Below are 19942 nucleotides of genomic sequence, written 5' to 3' on the forward strand. Positions count from 1 at the left end.
ATGCAATGCCAGAACGTGTGGCAGCCAGTCAGGGCCAGTGTCAATCGTTGTTATACTTCGCCGCCATGATAGCGAATTTCAATCCGGACCGAGCGCTTGCGCTGGCGCAGCAAACCTTCGACATCGAAGCGCAAGCCGTACTCGGTCTCAAAACCCAGGTGTCCGCCGACTTTGCGCGCGCGGTCGAAATGGTGCTCGGCTGCACCGGCCGCGTCGTCGTGTCCGGCATGGGCAAATCGGGCCATGTGGCGCGCAAGATCGCCGCCACGCTGGCCTCGACCGGCACGCCGGCCTTCTTTGTGCACCCGGCCGAAGCCAGCCATGGCGACCTCGGCATGGTGACCCGCGACGACGTTTTCATCGGCTTTTCCAATTCCGGCGAGGTATCGGAGCTGAACGTCATTCTGCCGCTGGTCAAGCGGATGGGCGCCAAGCTGATCGCCGTCACGGGCAACCCGGAGTCCTCGCTTGGCAAGCATGCCGACGTGGTGCTCAACTCGCACGTCGATGTCGAGGCTTGCCCGTTGAACCTTGCTCCCACTGCCAGCACCACCGCGCAGATCGCGCTGGGCGACGCGCTGGCCGTGGCCGTGCTCGACGCGCGCGGCTTCGGTGCCGAAGATTTCGCACGCTCGCATCCGGGCGGGTCGCTCGGCCGCAAGCTGCTGACGCACGTACGTGACGTCATGCGCGCCGGCGATGCCATCCCCCGCGTGAACGAAGACACGCCGCTGTCGCAGGCGCTGATGGAAATCACACGCAAGGGCATGGCGATGACCGCCGTGGTCGATGCGCAAGGCCGCGCCGTGGGCGTGTTCACCGACGGCGACCTGCGCCGCCTGCTCGAAACCCCACGTGACTGGCGCACCGTGCCCATCCACGAGGTCATGCACAGCCACCCGCGCTCCGTCGGCCCCGATCAGCTCGCCGTCGAAGCCGTCGAAGTCATGGAGACGCACCGTATCAACCAGTTGCTGGTGGTCGATGCCGCCGGCGTGCTGGTCGGCGCGCTGCACATCCACGACCTGACGCGGGCCAAGGTCATCTGACCCGCCCACGCCGCTGATGACCACCCCGGCCGATCCTGTCCACAGCAACATCGACGCACGCTTTCCGCAGGCAATGGAACGCGCCGCGCGCGTGCGCCTGATGGTGTTCGATGTGGATGGCGTGTTGACCGACGGCCGCCTGCTCGTGGGCCCTGAGGGAGAAATCAGCAAGGCGTTCGACACGCTCGACGGCCACGGCATCAAGCTGCTGGCACAGGCCGGCATCACGTCGGCCATCATTACCGGGCGGCAATCCGAAATCGTCGCCTGGCGCGCCGGGGAACTCGGCATCGAACATCTGTACCAAGGCGTAGCCGACAAGCGCGAGGCGTTTGCCCACCTGTTGGCGGCCACGCAACTTGAGGCCACCGACGCCGGCTACATGGGCGACGACTGGCCCGACCTGCCGGTGATGACGATGGTGGGCTTTACCGCCTGCCCCGCCCAGGCCCATGTCGAACTGCGCAGCCGCGCTCACTATGTCGCGCAAGCCACGGGCGGACGCGGCGCCGTGCGCGAGGTGGCCGACCTGATCCTCAAGGCACAAGGCGCCTACGACGCCCTGCTTGCGCAATTGTTGCAAGCCCCGCAAACCTTCTGACTCCATGGCCAGCGAACGCTCCCAACGCCTCGTCTCCACCGTGCTGCAGGTCATGCTGCGCGGGCTGCCGATCCTGCTGATGGCGATTGTCTGCGGCGTCACGTTCCTGCTCGTGCAGGTCAACACGCCACAAACCGACGAAACCGCCACCCAGCCCAAACGCCACATCGCCGACTACACCATGGACGGCATCTCAGCTACGGCGCTGGACGAGACCGGCACGACCAAATACCGCTTCACCGGCGTCCACATGAATCACTATGAGGACGACCTGACCTACGACGTCACGTATCCCGCGCTGCGCGTATATGCGCCCGACCGCCCCCAGGTCACCGCCCGTGCGGACCTGGGCAAGATGAACGGCGACGGCACCATCATCGATCTCTACAACAACGCCAAGGTCATCCGCGCGCAGGGACCCGACGCCCGCCAGGACCCGCTGATGACGGCCGATTCGACCTACTTCCAGGTGCTGCTCAACGACGACGTCGTGCGCACCGACAAGCCAGTCGAGCTGCACCGTGGGCCGTCGATCATGAACGCCAACGGCCTCACCTTCAACAACGTGACGCGCCAAGTACAATTGCTGGGCAATGTGCGCGGCCGAATCGAAGGGCTTGGGGCGCCGAAGCAGTAAACTCTGCCCCCGACACCTGACAACGCCCACCGACCGCGCCCTTCTCCGACGTGATCCCCATGACTGACTCCCTCCGTGCTGCCGGCCTCGCCATCGTCGCTGCGCTGCTGCTCCCGGCCCTGCCCGCACACGCCGAGCGCGCCGACCGCGACAAGCCGCTCGTCCTTGAAGCCGACAACGCCAGCTACGACGATCTGAAGCAGGTCTATCACTTGACCGGCAACGTGGTGCTGACCAAGGGCACCATGGTGCTGCGCTCCGACCAGGCCGATCTGCGCACCGATCCCGAGGGCTACAACTACGCCGTCGCTACGTCCAAACCCGGCAATCTCGCGTTCATTCGCCAGAAGCGGGACAACGTCGACGAATACATCCAGGGTTGGGGCGAGCGCATCGAATACGACGGCAAACAAGAGATTTCCAAGCTGATCACCCGTGCACGCATGGAGCGCCTGCAAGGCGCGACGCAGCTCGACGAGATCCGCGGCGCCGTCATCACGTACGACGGTCAGAAGGAGTTCTACACGGCCTCCGGCGGCGCGGAAAACGCCACCTCGGCCAACCCGTCGGGCCGCGTGCGCGCCGTTCTCGCACCGCGCACAAGCACGCCTGCCGCGCCGGCATCTACCCCGGCCGCCAAGCCCTGATCCGCACTGCCTGTCTTTTCTGTTTCGCTTATGTCTGCCACCACCCTCGCCCCCAAAACTGCAGCGCCGCAGGCCACGACTTCCAGCACGCTGGTCGTCCGCCATCTGAAGAAGCGCTACGGCACGCGCACGGTGGTCAAGGACGTGTCGCTTGACGTGAAAAGCGGCGAGGTCGTCGGCCTGCTCGGCCCCAACGGAGCGGGTAAGACGACTTCGTTCTACATGATCGTCGGCTTGGTGGCGCTGGACGCCGGCGACATTGTGCTCGACGGCGAACACATCAGCCGCCTGCCGATCCACCAGCGCGCGCGCATGGGCCTGTCGTATTTGCCGCAGGAAGCGTCGGTGTTCCGCAAGCTCAACGTGCAGGAAAACATCCGCGCGGTGCTCGAGCTGCAGGAGCAGAACGGCAAGAAGCTGTCGCAAGACGAAGTCAATCGCCGCCTCGACGGCCTGCTCGACGACTTGCAGATCGCCCACTTGCGCGACAACCCCGCACTGTCGCTCTCGGGTGGTGAACGCCGCCGCGTGGAGATTGCCCGCGCGCTGGCCTCATCGCCACGCTTCATCCTGCTCGATGAACCCTTTGCCGGTGTCGACCCAATCGCGGTAGGCGAGATTCAACGCATCGTCAGCTTCTTGAAAGACCGCAACATCGGCGTGCTGATCACCGATCACAACGTGCGAGAAACGCTGGGCATCTGCGATCACGCCTACATCATCAGCGAAGGTACCGTGCTCGCCGCGGGCATGCCGGAGCAGATCATCGAAAACGAGGATGTACGCAAGGTGTATCTGGGCGATAACTTCCGGATGTAAGCCACGACGCACGCCTACGCCTTAAGGACGTGCGAAGGGACGTGGTAAGGCCGCACCTTAAAGCAAAATCCGTTCCATCGGCGAAGTGTTGGGCATAGAATAGCCCGCATGAAACAGTCGCTCCAGCTCCGCCTCTCTCAGCATCTCGCGCTCACGCCGCAGTTGCAGCAATCGATTCGATTGCTGCAACTGTCGACCATCGAACTGCAGCAGGAAGTTGAGCAAGCCCTGACCGAAAACCCGCTGCTGGAGCGGGAAAACGAGTGGCTCGACACCTCCGCCCGCATTGGCGCAGACGGCTCCGTGAACGCGCTGCAAAGCAACAGCGCCACACCCCTGCCCACGGAATCGCCTCCGCCTGCACCCAACGGTGGCGACAGCAGCGACAGCGCCGACAACAGCTACGAGAACGGCCACGACAGCGGCGCCGATTTCGACAGCGATTACGGCTCCGACCGCTCGGACTGGAGCCTCGACGATTTCGCCCGCAAGCCGCAATCCGACGAAGACGATCGCGCGCCACTGCAGTTGCGCGAAGCCGAGCAAAGCCTGCGCGAATTCCTCATGGAACAACTCGCGCCGCTCAAGCTCTCGATGCGCGACAAGGGTCTCGTCATCTTCCTGATCGAGTCGCTCGACGACGAAGGCTACCTCTCTGGCACGCTCGACGAAATCCTCGCCGATCTGCCTGCCGAACTTGAAGTCGAGCTTGACGAACTGCAAGCCACGCTGCGCATGCTGCAGAGCTTCGACCCGCCGGGCGTCGGCGCGCGTTCAGCTGCTGAATGCCTGTCATTGCAATTGCATCGGCTCGATTCGCCTGCGAAGGCGCTGGCGCTCACCATCGTCAATCAGCATCTCGAACTGCTGGCCGCGCGAGACTACACACGCCTGAAGAAAGCGCTGTCCGTCGACGAGCCCGCACTGAAAGCAGCGCATGAGCTGATTCGTTCACTGGCACCGTTTCCGGGTCATGCATTCGGGCGTGCTGAAGCGGATTTCGTGGTGCCCGACGTGATCGTGCGCAAGACCAGCGCAGGCTGGATGGCGCAACTGAACCCCGACGTCATGCCGCGCCTGCGTATCAACGACATGTACGCGCAGATCCTGCGCAGCAGCCGCGGTGAGTCGGGTGCCGCCAATCTGCAGCAGAAGTTGCAGGAAGCACGTTGGCTGATCAAGAACATTCAGCAGCGCTTCGATACGATCCTGCGTGTCTCGCAAGCGATTGTCGAACGTCAAAAGAGCTTCTTCACGCACGGCGAAATCGCCATGCGCCCCTTGGTTTTGCGGGAAATAGCCGATACACTGGGTCTACACGAGTCCACGATCTCCCGTGTGACGACCAACAAATACATGGCGACCCCGATGGGGACGTTCGAGTTGAAGTACTTCTTCGGCAGCCATGTATCGACGGAAACCGGCGGGGCCGCGTCATCCACTGCGATACGCGCGCTCATCAAGCAACTTGTAGGAGCCGAAGACCCGAAGAATCCTCTGTCCGATAGCAGAATTGCCGAGCTGTTAGGCGAACAAGGATTCGTGGTGGCCCGTCGGACGGTGGCCAAATACCGCGAAGCCCTCAAGATCCCTGCAGTGAATTTGCGCAAGTCTTTATAGCCGCATCGCGGGCAGTTCCGGTGCGGCTCATCTTGAGAAGGAGAACCGCTATGAACTTCAAACTCAGTGGACACCACCTGGACATCACGCCCGCTTTGCGTGAGTACGTGGAAACGAAACTGGAGCGTGTGATCAGGCACTTCGATCAGGTGATTGGCGTCAGCGTGTTGCTATCGGTCGATAACCACAAGGAGAAGGATCGGCGTCAGTACGCGGAAATCAACTTGCACCTCAAGGGTAAGGACGTCTTCGTCGAATCACACCATGAAGATCTTTATGCGGCCATCGACCTACTCGTCGATAAACTGGACAGGCAAGTGATCAAGTACAAGGACCGCGTGCAAGGGCACGATCGCGACAGCATGAAGCACCAAGCCTTCCAGGCCGTGCAGATGCAGCAATAGCAGGACGGCACCGCAAAAACCGCGCCCCGAGTTGGCGCGGTTTTTTTATGCCGTGGTGCATTCGTGACGAATCCGATTGCAACGGATTTAAGTCGGGCTAAAATCTGACGAAAGTATGAATGCTGGCGTGGCGCGGCTTTTGGCGCGACGCTGGCTAAAACAGGGTCGATGCCGTGCGCACAGTGCCGGCACCGGCTGATCGCAGCCCTGGGGGATTCGCCTCTCTGCCCTGCGTGGTGCACCGCTGGTGCACCGCACAAAGCTGCGCGGCACGTGGTCTATAATGACCTCATTGTCCGCGCGCCATTTTGGTGCAGAAGGACGCCGCTCATTTCACGCATTGCACATGAATCGCTTGGCCAAACTGCTGCCGCCCGGGAACATTGCCCTCGACGTCAGCGTAACGAGCAAGAAGCGGGTATTTGAACAGGCTGGCCTGCTGTTCGAGAACAACCACGGCGTGACGCGCGCAGTCGTCACCGACAACCTGTTTGCGCGCGAGTCGCTTGGATCCACGGGCCTGGGCGCCGGCGTGGCGATCCCGCATGGCCGCATCAAGGGGCTCAAACAACCGCTGGCAGCCTTCATGCGCCTATCCGAACCGGTGCCTTTTGAATCGCCGGACGGCAAACCTGTCTCGCTGCTGATTTTTTTGCTGGTGCCCGAACAGGCCACCCAGCAGCATCTGGAAATCCTCTCTGAAATCGCCCAGCTGCTGTCCGACCGTGACATGCGCGAAGGCCTCGCCACCCTGCCGTCGCCCGAGGCGATTCATCAGCTATTGACCGACTGGCGGCCCTGATCGCAGCGCGATCGGTGGCAAGCGCAACCGATTGCGAACGCGCTATGCCCCGTCGGCACCACCGTGCCCTGCTATGGAACTGACCGGCGTCATCGCCCAATCGATCTTTGACGACAACGCAGCTGATCTAAAGCTGTCGTGGGTCGCCGGCTTGGAGGGCGCAGACCGCGCGTTCGATGTGGATTTCGCCAAGGAGGCGACATCTGCAGCTGACCTAGTCGGGCACTTGAACCTCATCCACCCGAATCGCATTCAGGTGCTCGGCAAGCCCGAGATCACCTACTACCAGCGCTTGTCGGAAGAAAACCGCAAGCGCCAGATGGGCGAGTTGATCCTGCTGGAACCGCCCTTTCTGGTGGTGGCCGATGGCGTGGATCCGCCGCCCGATCTGGAACTGCGCTGCACACGCTCGTCCACGCCGCTGTTCACGTCGCCGATTTCATCGGCCGCGGTCATTGACCATCTGCGCTTGTATCTGTCTCGCATCTCGGCACCGCGCGTGACGATGCACGGGGTGTTTCTCGACATTCTCGGCATGGGCGTGCTGATCATGGGCGATTCGGGCCTGGGCAAAAGCGAACTGGGCCTGGAGCTGATCTCGCGCGGTCACGGTCTGGTGGCCGATGACGCAGTCGATTTCGTTCGCCTCGGGCCGGACTTTATCGAAGGCCGCTGCCCGCCGCTGCTGCAGAATCTGCTGGAAGTGCGCGGGCTGGGCCTGCTCGACATCAAGACGATCTTCGGTGAGACGGCGGTGCGCCGGAAGATGAAGATCAAGCTGATCGTGCAGCTCGTGCGCCGCAACGATGGCGAGTTCGAACGTCTGCCGCTCGATTCACAATACCTCGATGTCCTCGGTCTGCCGATCCACATGGTGAAGATCCAGGTGGCAGCCGGCCGCAACTTGGCCGTGCTGGTCGAAGCTGCCGTGCGCAACACCATCCTGCGCCTGCGCGGCATCGATACGTTGCGCGACTTCATGGACCGCCAGCGCGCCGCCATGCAAGCCGAAGCCGCTTCCCACTCGCCTCAGGGTCGCCTGCTTTAACAAAGTCGCCACAAAGTTTCGCTATCGGGCCGGTTTTACCCTAGTTTTCGTTACGAAACGTCAACCTGACATGCGACCACTCCGTTGTGGGAAGGAATGCGCCGAGCACACACGCGGCGGCGTTCATCGCGAGCGCGGCGGCTTGTTTTCGCCCGCTCTTCTGACGGTACCAAGGAGAATACGACGATGAAACAACTGATTGCCGCTTGCGCCCTGGCGCTCCCGTTCCTGGCCGGCCAAGCTTTCGCCCAAGGCAGCGCACCCGCAGCCGCGCCAGCCGCACCTGCTGCCGCCCCGGCAGCCAAGAATTCGCAGCAAGACAAGATGAAGCAATGCAACATGGACGCCGCTGGCAAGAAGGGCGACGAGCGCAAGGCTTTCATGAAAGGCTGCCTGTCGGACAAACCGGCTGCGGCCGCCAAGCCGATGACGCAGCAGGAAAAGATGGCAGCCTGCTCCAAGGCCAACAAGGGCAAGAAGGGCGACGAGTACAAGAACGCCCAGAAAGCGTGCCTCTCGAAGGGCTGAGCATTCCCTTAACCTCGCTCGAAAAAAGGCGGCCGGATCGGTCGCCTTTTTTGTTGGTCGCTGCTTTGCAACACAGGGATGCTATCCTCGCGGCATGCGGATCATTCTCATCACCGGTATGTCGGGTTCAGGGAAATCGGTCGCCCTGAACGTGCTCGAAGACGCAGGCTACTACTGCGTCGACAACCTGCCCGCGCAGTTCATCCCCGAACTGGCGCGCTATCTGGCGGACCAGGGTTATACGCATCTGGGCGTGGCCACTGACATCCGCAGCCGGGAATCGCTGCGCAAGGTGCCCGAGACGGTCACCGTGCTGCGCAAGGAACACGACGTGCGCATGCTGTTTCTGACAGCAAGCACGAATGCCCTGGTGCAGCGCTATTCCGAGACGCGCCGCCGGCATCCGCTATCGATCCGTAACGGCCGCCCCGATACCGCTGCCAACGTGCAAGCGGCCGCCAAGGGCCTCGACACCTCGCTCATCGAAGCGATCGAAATGGAGCGGGAGCTGCTCAGCCCGCTGGCCGATCCGGCGCATCGCATCGACACCAGCACACTGCGCACGAACGCCCTGCGCGCGTACATCAAAGAGTTCATCAGCGACGAGCCGCATGACATCACCTTGATGTTCGAATCGTTCGGCTTCAAGCATGGCGTGCCGACCGATGCTGATCTCGTCTTCGACGTGCGTTCGCTGCCGAACCCGTACTACGACACGCAATTGCGTCCACTCACGGGCCGCGATCAACCCGTCATCGATTTCCTGCAAAGCCAGCCGATGGTGCTTGCGATGGCAGAGGACATCCGCGCCTACGTCGAAAAGTGGCTGCCGAGTTTCATCGCCGACAACCGCAGCTATTTGACCGTCGCGATCGGCTGCACGGGCGGCCAGCATCGTTCCGTGTACATCGCAGAACGGCTTGCCACGTACTTCCGTGCGCATGGTAATGTGTTGGTCCGCCACCGCGAATTGGCCGTAGACGGCTGAACCGCGCGCCAGACACATTCACCGCGCCGGCCAGCCTCATTTGGATGCGGCTTCTTGCGCGGCGCCACGCGAAAGTCTTGCCGCTGTCTGCTGAAAGTCCGTCCATGCAAGAAGACATCGCTCTCTCACCGTTCTCGCCGTTGCCGCCGCTGCCCACCGAGCTGTCGCTGTTTCCGCTGCATACGGTGCTGTTTCCCGGCGGCCTTCTCCCCCTGCGCATTTTCGAAGCCCGCTACATCGATATGGTGCGCACGTGCCTGCGCGACAAGACGCCGTTCGGCGTCTGCCTGATCGAGCGCGGCAACGAAGTGGCCACTACAGACGGCACGACCGTACCAGTTGACGTGGGCTGCATCGCCCACATCGTCGAATGCGACATGGAGCAACTCGGCCTGCTGATGATCAAGGTGCGCGGCACACAGCGCTTCAAGATACTGTCGTTCGAGACTACGCCCGACGGCCTCATGCGCGGTACGGTCGAGCCCATCGGCGCAGACGTGGAAGACTGCAAGGGCGAACTTTTCGACGACTGCGTGGGTGCCCTGCGCCGCATCATCACCACACTCGGATCACGCGAAGATGGCAACGTCCCGATGGCGGAACCCTATGAGTGGACCAGCCCAAGCTGGGTCGCGAATCGGCTTTGCGAACTGCTGCCGGTGCCACTCAAGGCCAAGCAGAAGCTGATGGAACTGATGGACGCCGGCATGCGCATCGAGATCGTCCATCGCTACATGAAGCAGCATCACATTCTGTGATGCCGTATCAGCCAACCCAGGCCGGGTTGGCTAGATCAGGCTTGGCTGCACCAGCGTCTCCAGCGCCAACTTCACCGGCGCGGGCAATCCCACTGAATTGAGTTGGGCAAGCGGTACCCAGCGCCAGTCGTCGTCGAGCTCGGCGGGCGTGCCGATCTCTGCGCGCAGCAAGTGCATTTGCAGGCGGAAGTGCGTGAAGGTGTGCGTAAGCGCGCCTGCCATTTCTACGGTCGAGACCGCGCCATATACCTGCGCGGCGCGACGCACGGTGCCCACATCCAGCGGATGCTCATCCAGCGCGTCGTCCATCTCGCCCACCAGCGGCAAAGACCACAACCCGCCCCAGATACCGCGTTGCGGACGACGCTGCAGCAAGACCGCGTCGGCGTGCAGCGCGATGACGAGCGTCGCGGCACGCTCAGGTATCGCCTTACGCGGGCGCGGCACGGGCAACTCCATCACGCGATCGGTACTGCGCGCTTCGCATAGCGATTCGAGTGGACAGGCGCGTTCGCCCGTCAGGCATGCCGGTTTGCCACGCGTGCAGACGGTGGCCCCTAGGTCCATCAAACCCTGCGTGTACGGCTGAATGCCTTCGGCTGGCGGCAGCACGGTTTCAGCGATGCGCCACATGGTGTCTTCCACGCGCTTGTCACCAGGAAAACCGTCGATGCCGAACACACGGGCAAACACGCGTTTGACGTTGCCGTCCAGAATGGCCGCGCGCACGCCGTACGAAAACGCTGCGATGGCCGCCGCGGTCGAGCGGCCAATGCCCGGCAGCGTCGCAAGCACGTCGGGATCGCGCGGGAAGATGCCGCCGTACTCCGCCACCACGATCTGCGCGCAGCGATGCAGATTGCGTGCGCGCGTGTAATAGCCGAGACCGGCCCACGCTGCCATCACGTCGTCCGCAGGCGCAGCGGCCAGCGCCTGCACGGTCGGGAAGCGCTCGATGAAGCGTGCGTAGTAGCCCAGCACCGCGCTCACCTGCGTCTGCTGCAGCATGATCTCTGATAGCCAAGTGCGATACGCATCGCCGGTGTTCTGCCATGGCAAGTGATGGCGGCCATGACGCTGCTGCCAAGCGATGACGCGCACGGCGAAATCATCGGGAAGGGAAGGCAAAGCGGCAGCGGGTTGCGCGGCGCGGCGCGTGCGGCGGGGGGTGGCGGTCATGCGTGTGATGAGGAAACGGCGAGCTGAAGATGCGCGCTGGCGGCGATCCTACCAGAACGAAAAAAGCGCCCGCAGGCGCTTTCTCCGTGACCAACGATGCGCGTCAGGCCGCGAACGACTGCCGCTCCAGAATTGTTCCAGCCGCAAGAATGCGATCGGTGTACTGGGCGATCGTGCCGCTGCGCTCATCCAGCGTATTGAGCAGCGCTTCGAGCTCGGTGATGCGCGCTTCCAGCGTATCGGTCGCCTCGTGAATGCGCTCGATCGAATCGACACGCTTGCGCAGTTGTTTCTGGTGATCGCGCACCTGTGCTTCGAGCGGTGTCATGACCGACTTCAGCCAGATCTCGATGTCGCGGTTCATGTCCTGGAAGGTATCCAGCACGCGGCTGGCCACCGTCGAGAACGCGCCGTGCACGAGCTGCGGCTTCGGACGCGTCAGGAAGCTGAATGCGCCGAAATGGTTGTGCGCCAGTTGCAGCGTCTCTTTCAGATCAGCGTCGTAGCGCGTGCCCAGGAAGCGCAACGGCGGCGACAGCGTGAAGCCGTGCTCGGCGTTGAACTTCTTGTACATGCCATCGACCATCTGGTGCAGTTGATCGATGCGGTTGGCGGCATCGCGCACCAGGCCGGTCAGATGACCGAACAGCTTGTCCATGTCGTCGCGCAGGCCGCGCGAGAACACGCGCTCCTTCATCTTCTCGCGCGCCTCGCGCATGGTCGAGCGGATCTGCTTGAGCTGCACGCTCTTGATGATCTCCGCGCTGTGGCGGCCGAACACCGTACGCAGCGCCTGGAACTTGGCGATGCTCTGCTCGAACTCTTCCTTCTCGCCCTGCACGCGCATCAGCATGTGCTTGACCATCGTGTGGTTCTTGCCGCGCAGGCCGCGCAGTTCGAACAACTGCTCGACGATGTCGCGGCGGCGCATCTGCAGCAGTTGCTGCGCGCCGGTGGCCATGTCCTTCACGGCCAGTTGAACCTGCTCGGTCACGATCTCGCGACGCTGCGGAATCAACTGATCCGACAGCACCGACTCCAGCTCCGGCAGCCGGCTCTTGGCCAGCAGCTCATGGTCATGGCTGACCTTGGCGACCAGACCCTTCTGCGCCGACACCGGATACACGCGCTCGACATCGATATCGAGCACCTGCGCCGTCGTCATGATCTGGCGGCTGACTTCGTTCTCGACTTCCTCTTCGGACTTCAGCGGATCCCACAGGCCATCGACCTTGTTGAGCACTGCGATGCAGCCTTTGCGCTGGCCACCGCCCACGTGCGAGCGCCACAGCTCCAGATCGCTCTTGGTCACGCCGGCATCCGCTGCCAGCACGAACACGACGACGTGCGCATCCGGAATCAGGCGCAGCGTCAGCTCCGGCTCGGTACCAATCGCGTTCAGGCCCGGCGTATCCAGGATCACCAAGCCCTGCTTGAGCATCGGGTGCGGGAAATTGATGATCGCGTGACGCCACTTCGACACTTCAACCGTGCCCGCGGCATCCACCGAGAACGCAGCGTCGGGATCGGCATCGTTGTATAGGCCAAGCTGCTCGGCTTCTTCCTTGGGCACGCGCACGGTTTCCACCACGTGGCGGAACGCTTCGAGCATGCCTTCGGGCGACGACGGATCGAGCGGCACCGACAGCCAGTGGCTGCCCGCATCGCGAAAATCGGCCGTCGATGCATCATGCAGACGCGTCTCGATCGGCAGCAGGCGGATCGACGGCGGATAGCTTTCGTCGTACATCAGCTCGGTCGGACACATCGTGGTCCGGCCCGCCGACGACGGCAAGATGCGGCGGCCAAAGTCCGCAAAGAAGATGGCGTTGATCAGCTCACTCTTGCCGCGAGAGAACTCGGCAATGAAGGCGACCTTGAGCTTGTCGCTGCGCAGGACGCCGCGGATGCGCTGCGCGCGCATGTCAGCCTGGGCGTCGTACAGCTCCTGGGCTTGCAGCCAGTCTTGGAATTCCCCCACCGACTGCAGTACCGAAGCGCGCCAGGCGCTGTACTGCTCGAACTGTGTGCTCAGTGTGTTGTTCATCGTTCTGTCTTATTGTGTGCGCGACCCGACCGCAAAAAAATGCGCGCGCCCCTCGACATCGCTGTTCCGCTCAATTACGGCACAGAAATGCACAAATTTAGGTGGAACGATACAGGGAACCGCCCGCTTCCGGGCGAACTTTCCGCAAGGTTCTCCAGCCCGGGCAGACAAGTGTTGCGGGATGCCATCGGCGGCCAGACACCCCACTTCAAAAACCTTGCGAAATGACGACCAGATCGCTCCAGCGTGACGTTTCCAGGCGGCTTTCGATGCCCCTGGCAAGGCGGTCAGCGCTGGCAGGTGGGGCAGTAGAAAGTGGAGCGCTGGCCCTGGACGATCTGGCGGATCGGCGTGGCGCACACTCGGCACGGCAGACCAGCGCGGTCGTACACGAAGGCTTCGAGCTGGAAGTAGCCGCTTTGCCCATCTGACCCGACAAAGTCGCGCAGCGTGCTGCCGCCCCGTGCAATGGCATCGGCCAACGTGGCGCGAATGGCATCGGCCAGCGCCGCATAGCGTGGCCGGCTGATGCGGCCCGCCGCCGTGGTCGGACGGATCCCAGCGCGGAACAGACTCTCCGAACAATAGATATTGCCGACGCCGACCACGATATCGCCTGCCAGCAGCGCCGACTTGATGGCAACCCGGCGCCCGCGCGTGCGGGCAAACATCCAGTCGCCGTCGAATCGCGCATCGAACGGCTCAATGCCGAGATTACGCAGCAGCGGGTGTTCGGCCAAGCCGGCTTCGTCCCCGGCGTGCCAGAGCACGGCGCCGAAGCGGCGCGGATCCCGATAGCGCAGTGTGATGGGTACGCCAGTTGCGTCGGCGAGTTCGATGTCGACGTGATCGTGCGGGCCAGGCGGCACGGGCGCCTCCAGCACGCGCAACGTGCCGGTCATGCCCAGGTGGATCAACAGCCAGCCGCCTGTAGCCTCGGCATCGGCCTGGCTTGCGGATTGGCTTACCGCGGGCATGCATTCGATGAGCAGGTATTTACCCCGGCGCAGCAAGCGCGTGACAGTGAGGCCCGCGAGCAACTTCGGCAACGCCGGATCGATCGGCCAGCGCAAGCCGTGATGGCGCACCACTGCGCGCACGATACGTCGCCCCGTAATATGCGGTAGCAAACCCAGGCGAGTGACCTCGACCTCCGGCAACTCAGGCATCGAACCTCCATCCCATGTGCTGCTCCAACCTTTTTTACGATGCGGGCGATTGTAGCGGTCAGGCTACAATGCCCCGAACCCCCATCCGGAGCTTCGAGACCATGCCTCACGCCCTCTCCCGTTCGCCCGCGACGCAACGCCCGCGGCGATTCCTGCGCAGCCGAACGGCCCTTCTGGCCGCGCTGGTGGCAGGAGGGCTGACGAGCCTGCCGGCCTGGTCGTCGCAGTCGGTTGCCGGCACCCCGCTCCTTGCCCAGGCGGCCCAGGAAGGCGGCACGGGCGGCCGCGCAGCCATCCAGATTGAACGCTCGCGCCCGCGCACCGGCCTGCTGAATTCGGAGCGCACCGATCTGCCGCGTGTCGCGCTCACTGAAGACATCATGTACCGCGTGCTGGCATCGGAAGTGTCGCTGCAGCGTGGGCTGGTCGAGCCGGCGTATCGAACCTACCTCGCGCTCGCACAGGACACGCGCGACCCCCGCTTTGCCCAGCGCGCCACGGAAATCGCTTTTCTGACGCGTTCCCCCGCGCAAGCGCTGACCGCCGCGCGCCTGTGGGTGGAACTGTCGCCGACATCCATGCCGGCACGCCAGGTGCAGCAGCTCCTCCTGGTGGCCACGGGCCAGTGGTCGGACGTCGAGCCGATGCTGCAGGCGCAGTTGAACAAGGTCTCGCCCGGCCAGCGTGCCGATGCCCTGCTGCAATTGCAGCAGCAGATGTCCAAGAGCAGCGATCCGGCGGGCGCCGTAGGCGCGCTGCAGCGCATCGCCTCGCATGACATGCAGCGCCCAGAAACGCATCTGGCCTTGGCTCGCGCGAAGGTTGCCGCCAAGGACATCCCCGGCGCGCTGACGGAACTGGACACCGCGCTCAAGCTGCGCCCTGGTTATGAAGACGCCGCCATCCTCGCCGCAGAGTTGCGTGCCGACAGCGACCCCGATGCCGCCATCGCCGGTCTGCGCAGCTTCCTGAAAGCCGCGCCAGCCTCCATCGACGGCCACCTGGCGCTCGCCCGCATGTATCTCGTGCGCAATCAGCAGGACAAGGCGCGCGCTGAATTCGAAACGCTCAAGAAGATCGCGCCCAACGATGCGCGCATCACGCTTGCCCTGGGCCTGCTTAACCTGCAGCAGCGCCAGTACGACGACGCCGAGCGTTACCTGAAGGAATACGTCGCTGCCACCGCCAAGTTGCCCACGCTGAGCCCCGAACCCGGCTACCAGGGCCTCGCCCAGTTGGCCGAGGAAAAGCGCGACTACGCAGGCGCGCTGGGCTGGGTCGACAAGATCACCGGTTCCGCCAATGGCGACGCCGACGGTCAGACCGCGCTGGCAGCCGGCATCAAGCGTGGCCAGTTGCTCGGCAAGCTGCGTCGCATTGACGAGGCACAACAGACCTTCGACGAGCTCGTCGCCGATTCCGAAGACGTGCCCGACGGCCCGCGCCGCCAGGCCCTGATGGATGGCATCCGCCAAGCTGAAATCGGCATGCTGATGGACGCCAAGGCCTACGGCCGTGCCCGCGCCCGCGTCAACGAGCTGCTCAAGAGCGATCCGGACAACGTCGAATACACGTACCAACTGGCGATGCTCGAAGAGCACGACGGCCACTACGACAACATGGAAACGCTGCTGCGTAAGGTGATCGACCTGCGTCCGGGCCAAGCCATTGGCTACAACGCGCTCGGCTATTCGCTGGCGGATCGCAACGTGCGCCTGCAGGAAGCGCAGGAGCTGCTGGAAAAAGCCGTGTCGCTGGCGCCGGATGATCCCTACATCGCCGACAGCCTGGGCTGGGTCAAATACCGTCGCGGCGATCTGCCCGCCGCCACAGACATCCTGCGCAAGGCGTGGGCCGCCGCCCCGCAAGCCGAAATCGGCGCGCACCTGGGCGAAGTGCTGTGGCAATCGGGCAAGCAAGACGACGCGCGCCAGATCTGGACCGAAGCGTCCAAGCTCGACGTGAACGACACCACGCTGCGCGACACGCTGCGCCGCTTTGGCCAGCCGGTGCCGAATGTTCCCGTGAGTGCAAATTGATGGCGATGCGGTTCACACGCGCGCTTGGCGCGCTGATGCTCGGCGCTGGCTGCGCGCTGTTCAGCGGCTGCGCAAACTTGCGGCCAGCCAACGATCTTTTCGCCGGCACGCAAGACGCCGATGCCACCATTACGCGCTATCAGGGTCGCTTCTCAGCCCGTTACACGCAGAACAACGCCGAGCAAAGCGCCGTCGGCAGCTTCCTCTGGCGTGAGCGCGGGCCCAACGTGCAGCTTGAGCTGATGTCGCCGCTGGGCCAGACGCTGGCCATCGTCAGCCAGAGCAATCAGGGCGCCACGCTCGAACTGCCGAACCAGCCGCCGCGCCGCGCCCCCGAAGTCGACACGCTGATGCAGGATGCGCTCGGCTTTTCGCTGCCGGTCTCGGGCCTGCGCGACTGGCTGCGCGCTCGCCCTGCCCCCGGCACACCGGCACGCGTCGCACGTGATGCGCAATCGCGCCCCGAAACCATCGAGCAGAACGGCTGGACTGTCCATTACGTCGCCTGGACTGACGACGGCAACAATTCCGACGGCGCCAAGGCCAGCATCCGCCGACTCGATCTTGACCGCCCGCAAGGCACCAATGGACCGCTCTCGGTGCGGCTCGTGCTCGACCAGTAACGCCACGCTTCGCCATGTCTTCCGCACCCGTCGAGCTGCGTGATTGCCCTGCGCCCGCCAAGCTCAACCTCTTTCTGCACGTGGTTGGCCGCCGGCCCGATGGCTACCACCTGCTGCAAACCGTCTTCCAGTTGATCGACTGGTGCGACACGCTGGATTTCGCGCGCCGCACCGACGGCCGTCTCGTGCGCATCACCGATATCCCAGGCGTGCCCGCCGATGACGACCTCGTGATCCGCGCCGCGCGCCTGTTGCAAGCGGAAACGGGCTGCACCTACGGCGTCGACATCGCCATCGAGAAACGTCTGCCGATGGGCGGTGGCATTGGCGGTGGCTCGTCTGATGCCGCCACCACGCTGCTCGCGCTCAATCGCCTCTGGGGCCTTGATCTGCCACGCACGCAACTGATGTCGATCGGCCTCAAGCTCGGCGCCGACGTGCCCTTCTTTGTGTTCGGCCAGAACGCCTTCGCCGAGGGCATCGGCGAAGAACTCACACCCGTCACGCTGCCCCCGGCTGCCTTCGTGGTGATTCACCCACGCGTGCATGTGCCCACCCCCGCAATTTTTTCCGATGAAGGGTTGACACGCGATACGCCACTCACCATAATTACGGACTTTCCTGACCAACAAATTGTTTTCGCTTACGGTCGCAACGATCTGCAAGCGGTGGCGGAAAGGAAATACGGCGAAATCGCCCGAGCACTTGTCTGGCTGCGTCAATTCAGCCCTCTGGCAAGAATGACCGGATCCGGTGCCTGCGTGTTTGCTCCGTTCGACAACGTCGAGCATGCGCAAGCGGTAGCGGATCAGGTGCCTTCCGAATGGGAAGGTCGGTGTGCGGCAGGTCTGGCGCATCACCCGCTCGCAGGATTTGCTGTGTAAGGTTTGCAGTTATCGCTTCTGCAATGGAGGCGGTAACCAATAGGTTGTGTAGGGGCGTCGCCAAGCTGGTTAAGGCACCGGATTTTGATTCCGGCATGCGTAGGTTCGAATCCTTCCGCCCCTGCCATTTTCTTCCTCATGTTCCCAGCAATAGCCCGGTTGGTGCTTTAACTGACCGGCGCGTCTGAAGTCGAAAAACAGGTGCCCCGATGAGCAGCGAAGGCTTGATGGTTTTTACCGGCAACGCCAACCCGAAACTCGCCGAAGCTGTCGTCAAGCACCTAGGCATTCCCCTAGGCAAGGCCCTCGTCGGCCGATTCTCCGATGGTGAAGTTCAGGTCGAGATCCAGGAGAACGTGCGCGGCAAGCACGTATTCATCCTGCAATCCACCTGCGCCCCGACCAACGACAACCTGATGGAACTGATGGTGATGGTCGATGCGCTCAAGCGCGCGTCTGCCCGCCGCATCACGGCCGCCATCCCCTACTTCGGCTATGCCCGCCAGGACCGTCGCCCGCGTTCGGCGCGTGTGGCGATCACTGCCAAGGTCGTGGCCAACATGCTGGAGGTCGCCGGCGTCGAGCGCGTGCTGACGATGGACCTCCACGCTGACCAAATTCAAGGCTTCTTCGATATCCCGGTCGACAACATCTACGCGTCGCCGATCCTGCTCGAAGACCTGCGCAAGAAGAACTACGAAGACCTGCTGGTGGTGTCGCCTGACGTCGGCGGTGTGGTGCGCGCCCGTGCACTCGCCAAGCAACTCGGCGTGGATCTGGCAATCATCGACAAGCGTCGCCCGAAGGCCAACGTGGCTGAGGTGATGAACATCATCGGTGAAGTCGACGGCCGCAACTGCGTGATCATGGACGACATGATCGACACCGGCGGTACGCTGTGCAAAGCCGCGCAGGTGCTCAAAGAGCGCGGTGCCAAGCAAGTGTTTTCGTATTGCACGCATCCGGTACTGTCGGGCGGCGCAGCTGCCCGCATTGCAGACTCGGCGCTTGACGAAGTGGTCGTGACCGACACCATCCCGCTGCGCGAAGACGCCATCAAGTGCGGCAAGATCCGCCAACTCTCGACCGCGCCGCTGCTGGCCGAGACCTTCACCCGCATCGTGCGCGGTGATTCGATCATGTCGCTGTTTGCTGAGTAATTCGGCACCCGAGCGGCTTACTGTTATAATTCAAGGCTTTACTGCAGAAAACGTCGTTTAGACGGCACTTCTGCGGTGTCTGCGGGGCGCAATATGGCGCCCCGTTCACCAGACGGCTTGGTCGCGAGTCGTCTTTTCGTTTGGAGCAATCATGAAAGTTGTCGCTTTCGAGCGTAGCGTTCAGGGCACTGGTGCGAGCCGCCGCCTGCGCAATTCCGGCAAAACCCCGGCCATCATTTACGGCGCTGGCGCCGAGCCGAAGCTGATCGAACTCGATCACAACGCGCTGTACCACGCGCTGAAAAAGGAAGCCTTCCACTCGTCGATCCTCGACATCGAAGTGGCTGGCAAGGTGGAAAAGGCGCTGCTGCGTGACTTCCAACTGCACCCGTTCAAGCAACTGGTTCTGCACGTCGACTTCCAGCGCGTGTCGGCCAAGGAAAAGATCCACGTCAAGGTGCCGCTGCACTTCCTGAACCAGGAAACCGCACCGGGCGTGAAGCTGGGCCACGGCATCGTGAACCACATCCTGAACGACGTTGAAGTGTCGTGCCTGCCGGCCGACCTGCCCGAGTTCATCGAAGTGGATCTGGGTTCGCTGGAAATCGGCCAGACTCTGCACATCGCTGACCTGAAGCTGCCGAAGGGCGTGACCATCCTCACCCACGGTGGCGATGAGAACCCGGCTGTTGCCAACATCAGCGTGCCGGCTGGCGAGAAGTCCGCTGCCGCCGAAGAAGGCGCTGCTGCTGCAGGCGAAGACAAGCCGGCAGCCTAAGTTGCTGCACCTCGCACTTCGGTGCGAGCGAAAAAAGCCCGCCGAGCCTGTCTCGCCGGGCTTTTTTTCTGCCTGAGCGGGGCGAGCCGTACCGCTTTCAGGCTGCGGAAAGCAGCTATGCTTGTACGATCAAGGGGCGCTTCCCGCACCTCAACCTGATAC

General features: G+C 63.1%; 20 protein-coding genes and 1 tRNA gene. 18 read left to right on the forward strand and 3 right to left on the reverse strand.

Annotated features, from left to right (window positions below; genetic code table 11):
- The first annotated feature begins 65 nt into the window (after positions 1-65).
- The 12 genes from NG898_RS07810 to NG898_RS07865 all read left to right on the forward strand — a co-directional run bounded on the left by NG898_RS07810 (position 66) and on the right by NG898_RS07865 (position 9901).
- Positions 66-1049, forward strand: coding sequence for a KpsF/GutQ family sugar-phosphate isomerase (locus NG898_RS07810; protein WP_252691818.1), 984 nt, complete (start codon positions 66-68; stop codon positions 1047-1049).
- A gap of 16 nt (positions 1050-1065) precedes the next feature.
- Positions 1066-1650, forward strand: coding sequence for a KdsC family phosphatase (locus NG898_RS07815; RefSeq protein ID WP_252691819.1), 585 nt, complete (start codon positions 1066-1068; stop codon positions 1648-1650).
- A 4-nt stretch (positions 1651-1654) separates the two neighbouring features.
- The gene (gene lptC / locus NG898_RS07820) at positions 1655-2287 is read left to right on the forward strand and encodes an LPS export ABC transporter periplasmic protein LptC (RefSeq protein ID WP_252691820.1); all 633 of its coding nucleotides are present in this window, start codon (positions 1655-1657) and stop codon (positions 2285-2287) included.
- 59 nt (positions 2288-2346) lie between these two features.
- Positions 2347-2934, forward strand: a complete 588-nt coding sequence (gene lptA / locus NG898_RS07825) for a lipopolysaccharide transport periplasmic protein LptA (RefSeq protein WP_252691821.1) — start codon at positions 2347-2349, stop codon at positions 2932-2934.
- 30 nt (positions 2935-2964) lie between these two features.
- Positions 2965-3753: an LPS export ABC transporter ATP-binding protein gene (gene lptB, locus NG898_RS07830; RefSeq protein WP_004633384.1), complete on the forward strand. Its 789-nt coding sequence runs from the start codon at positions 2965-2967 to the stop codon at positions 3751-3753.
- Between the two features lie 108 nt (positions 3754-3861).
- Positions 3862-5373: an RNA polymerase factor sigma-54 gene (locus NG898_RS07835; protein WP_252691822.1), complete on the forward strand. Its 1512-nt coding sequence runs from the start codon at positions 3862-3864 to the stop codon at positions 5371-5373.
- Between the two features lie 50 nt (positions 5374-5423).
- Entirely contained in the window at positions 5424-5777 is a 354-nt protein-coding gene (hpf, locus tag NG898_RS07840) for a ribosome hibernation-promoting factor, HPF/YfiA family (protein WP_004633388.1), read from the forward strand.
- Between the two features lie 346 nt (positions 5778-6123).
- Positions 6124-6579, forward strand: coding sequence for a PTS IIA-like nitrogen regulatory protein PtsN (gene ptsN / locus NG898_RS07845; protein ID WP_012761097.1), 456 nt, complete (start codon positions 6124-6126; stop codon positions 6577-6579).
- 73 nt (positions 6580-6652) lie between these two features.
- Positions 6653-7627: an HPr(Ser) kinase/phosphatase gene (gene hprK, locus NG898_RS07850; RefSeq protein ID WP_004633393.1), complete on the forward strand. Its 975-nt coding sequence runs from the start codon at positions 6653-6655 to the stop codon at positions 7625-7627.
- A 186-nt stretch (positions 7628-7813) separates the two neighbouring features.
- Positions 7814-8155, forward strand: coding sequence for a PsiF family protein (locus tag NG898_RS07855; protein ID WP_027678303.1), 342 nt, complete (start codon positions 7814-7816; stop codon positions 8153-8155).
- Positions 8156-8249: 94 nt separating this feature from the next.
- Positions 8250-9143, forward strand: a complete 894-nt coding sequence (gene rapZ, locus NG898_RS07860; protein ID WP_027678304.1) for an RNase adapter RapZ — start codon at positions 8250-8252, stop codon at positions 9141-9143.
- Between the two features lie 104 nt (positions 9144-9247).
- A complete protein-coding gene (locus tag NG898_RS07865; protein ID WP_252691823.1) occupies positions 9248-9901 on the forward strand; it encodes an LON peptidase substrate-binding domain-containing protein in 654 nt (217 codons plus the stop codon).
- A 30-nt stretch (positions 9902-9931) separates the two neighbouring features.
- On the opposite strand, the gene mutY is transcribed toward NG898_RS07865, so the two are convergent.
- The 3 genes from mutY to mutM all read right to left on the reverse strand — a co-directional run bounded on the left by mutY (position 9932) and on the right by mutM (position 14296).
- Positions 9932-11080: an A/G-specific adenine glycosylase gene (gene mutY, locus NG898_RS07870; RefSeq protein ID WP_252691824.1), complete on the reverse strand. Its 1149-nt coding sequence runs from the start codon at positions 11078-11080 to the stop codon at positions 9932-9934.
- A gap of 103 nt (positions 11081-11183) precedes the next feature.
- Entirely contained in the window at positions 11184-13127 is a 1944-nt protein-coding gene (locus NG898_RS07875; protein WP_252691825.1) for a dynamin-like GTPase family protein, read from the reverse strand.
- Positions 13128-13414: 287 nt separating this feature from the next.
- Complete coding sequence (mutM, locus tag NG898_RS07880; protein WP_252691826.1) at positions 13415-14296, reverse strand: bifunctional DNA-formamidopyrimidine glycosylase/DNA-(apurinic or apyrimidinic site) lyase; 882 nt, start codon at positions 14294-14296, stop codon at positions 13415-13417.
- A gap of 101 nt (positions 14297-14397) precedes the next feature.
- On the opposite strand from mutM, the gene NG898_RS07885 reads away from it, so the two are divergent.
- The 6 genes from NG898_RS07885 to NG898_RS07910 all read left to right on the forward strand — a co-directional run bounded on the left by NG898_RS07885 (position 14398) and on the right by NG898_RS07910 (position 19780).
- Positions 14398-16335: a tetratricopeptide repeat protein gene (locus NG898_RS07885; protein ID WP_252691827.1), complete on the forward strand. Its 1938-nt coding sequence runs from the start codon at positions 14398-14400 to the stop codon at positions 16333-16335.
- Positions 16335-16958, forward strand: coding sequence for a lipoprotein insertase outer membrane protein LolB (gene lolB / locus NG898_RS07890; protein WP_252691828.1), 624 nt, complete (start codon positions 16335-16337; stop codon positions 16956-16958). Before NG898_RS07885 ends, lolB begins: the two co-directional genes overlap by 1 nt.
- Before the next feature lie 14 nt (positions 16959-16972).
- Positions 16973-17842, forward strand: a complete 870-nt coding sequence (ispE, locus tag NG898_RS07895; RefSeq protein WP_252691829.1) for a 4-(cytidine 5'-diphospho)-2-C-methyl-D-erythritol kinase — start codon at positions 16973-16975, stop codon at positions 17840-17842.
- Between the two features lie 50 nt (positions 17843-17892).
- Positions 17893-17969, forward strand: a tRNA-Gln gene (locus NG898_RS07900).
- Between the two features lie 82 nt (positions 17970-18051).
- Positions 18052-19002 (forward strand): ribose-phosphate pyrophosphokinase, encoded by a 951-nt coding sequence (locus NG898_RS07905; RefSeq protein ID WP_004633415.1) that lies wholly within the window; start codon positions 18052-18054, stop codon positions 19000-19002.
- 151 nt (positions 19003-19153) lie between these two features.
- The gene (locus tag NG898_RS07910) at positions 19154-19780 is read left to right on the forward strand and encodes a 50S ribosomal protein L25/general stress protein Ctc (RefSeq protein ID WP_037027681.1); all 627 of its coding nucleotides are present in this window, start codon (positions 19154-19156) and stop codon (positions 19778-19780) included.
- Positions 19781-19942: the final 162 nt, after the last annotated feature.

This window comes from Ralstonia mojiangensis (genome assembly GCF_023955645.1).
GTDB lineage: Bacteria > Pseudomonadota > Gammaproteobacteria > Burkholderiales > Burkholderiaceae > Ralstonia > Ralstonia mojiangensis.

Excerpts from the sequence above, each read along its gene's own strand:
- NG898_RS07810 (WP_252691818.1), top strand. The coding sequence starts at position 66 with ATGATAGCGAATTTCAATCCGGACCGAGCGCTTGCGCTGGCGCAGCAA.
- NG898_RS07815 (WP_252691819.1), top strand. The coding sequence starts at position 1,066 with ATGACCACCCCGGCCGATCCTGTCCACAGCAACATCGACGCACGCTTT.
- lptC (WP_252691820.1), top strand. The coding sequence starts at position 1,655 with ATGGCCAGCGAACGCTCCCAACGCCTCGTCTCCACCGTGCTGCAGGTC.
- lptA (WP_252691821.1), top strand. The coding sequence starts at position 2,347 with ATGACTGACTCCCTCCGTGCTGCCGGCCTCGCCATCGTCGCTGCGCTG.
- lptB (WP_004633384.1), top strand. The coding sequence starts at position 2,965 with ATGTCTGCCACCACCCTCGCCCCCAAAACTGCAGCGCCGCAGGCCACG.
- NG898_RS07835 (WP_252691822.1), top strand. The coding sequence starts at position 3,862 with ATGAAACAGTCGCTCCAGCTCCGCCTCTCTCAGCATCTCGCGCTCACG.
- hpf (WP_004633388.1), top strand. The coding sequence starts at position 5,424 with ATGAACTTCAAACTCAGTGGACACCACCTGGACATCACGCCCGCTTTG.
- ptsN (WP_012761097.1), top strand. The coding sequence starts at position 6,124 with ATGAATCGCTTGGCCAAACTGCTGCCGCCCGGGAACATTGCCCTCGAC.
- hprK (WP_004633393.1), top strand. The coding sequence starts at position 6,653 with ATGGAACTGACCGGCGTCATCGCCCAATCGATCTTTGACGACAACGCA.
- NG898_RS07855 (WP_027678303.1), top strand. The coding sequence starts at position 7,814 with ATGAAACAACTGATTGCCGCTTGCGCCCTGGCGCTCCCGTTCCTGGCC.
- rapZ (WP_027678304.1), top strand. The coding sequence starts at position 8,250 with ATGCGGATCATTCTCATCACCGGTATGTCGGGTTCAGGGAAATCGGTC.
- NG898_RS07865 (WP_252691823.1), top strand. The coding sequence starts at position 9,248 with ATGCAAGAAGACATCGCTCTCTCACCGTTCTCGCCGTTGCCGCCGCTG.
- mutY (WP_252691824.1), bottom strand. The coding sequence starts at position 11,080 with ATGACCGCCACCCCCCGCCGCACGCGCCGCGCCGCGCAACCCGCTGCC.
- NG898_RS07875 (WP_252691825.1), bottom strand. The coding sequence starts at position 13,127 with ATGAACAACACACTGAGCACACAGTTCGAGCAGTACAGCGCCTGGCGC.
- mutM (WP_252691826.1), bottom strand. The coding sequence starts at position 14,296 with ATGCCTGAGTTGCCGGAGGTCGAGGTCACTCGCCTGGGTTTGCTACCG.
- NG898_RS07885 (WP_252691827.1), top strand. The coding sequence starts at position 14,398 with ATGCCTCACGCCCTCTCCCGTTCGCCCGCGACGCAACGCCCGCGGCGA.
- lolB (WP_252691828.1), top strand. The coding sequence starts at position 16,335 with ATGGCGATGCGGTTCACACGCGCGCTTGGCGCGCTGATGCTCGGCGCT.
- ispE (WP_252691829.1), top strand. The coding sequence starts at position 16,973 with ATGTCTTCCGCACCCGTCGAGCTGCGTGATTGCCCTGCGCCCGCCAAG.
- NG898_RS07905 (WP_004633415.1), top strand. The coding sequence starts at position 18,052 with ATGAGCAGCGAAGGCTTGATGGTTTTTACCGGCAACGCCAACCCGAAA.
- NG898_RS07910 (WP_037027681.1), top strand. The coding sequence starts at position 19,154 with ATGAAAGTTGTCGCTTTCGAGCGTAGCGTTCAGGGCACTGGTGCGAGC.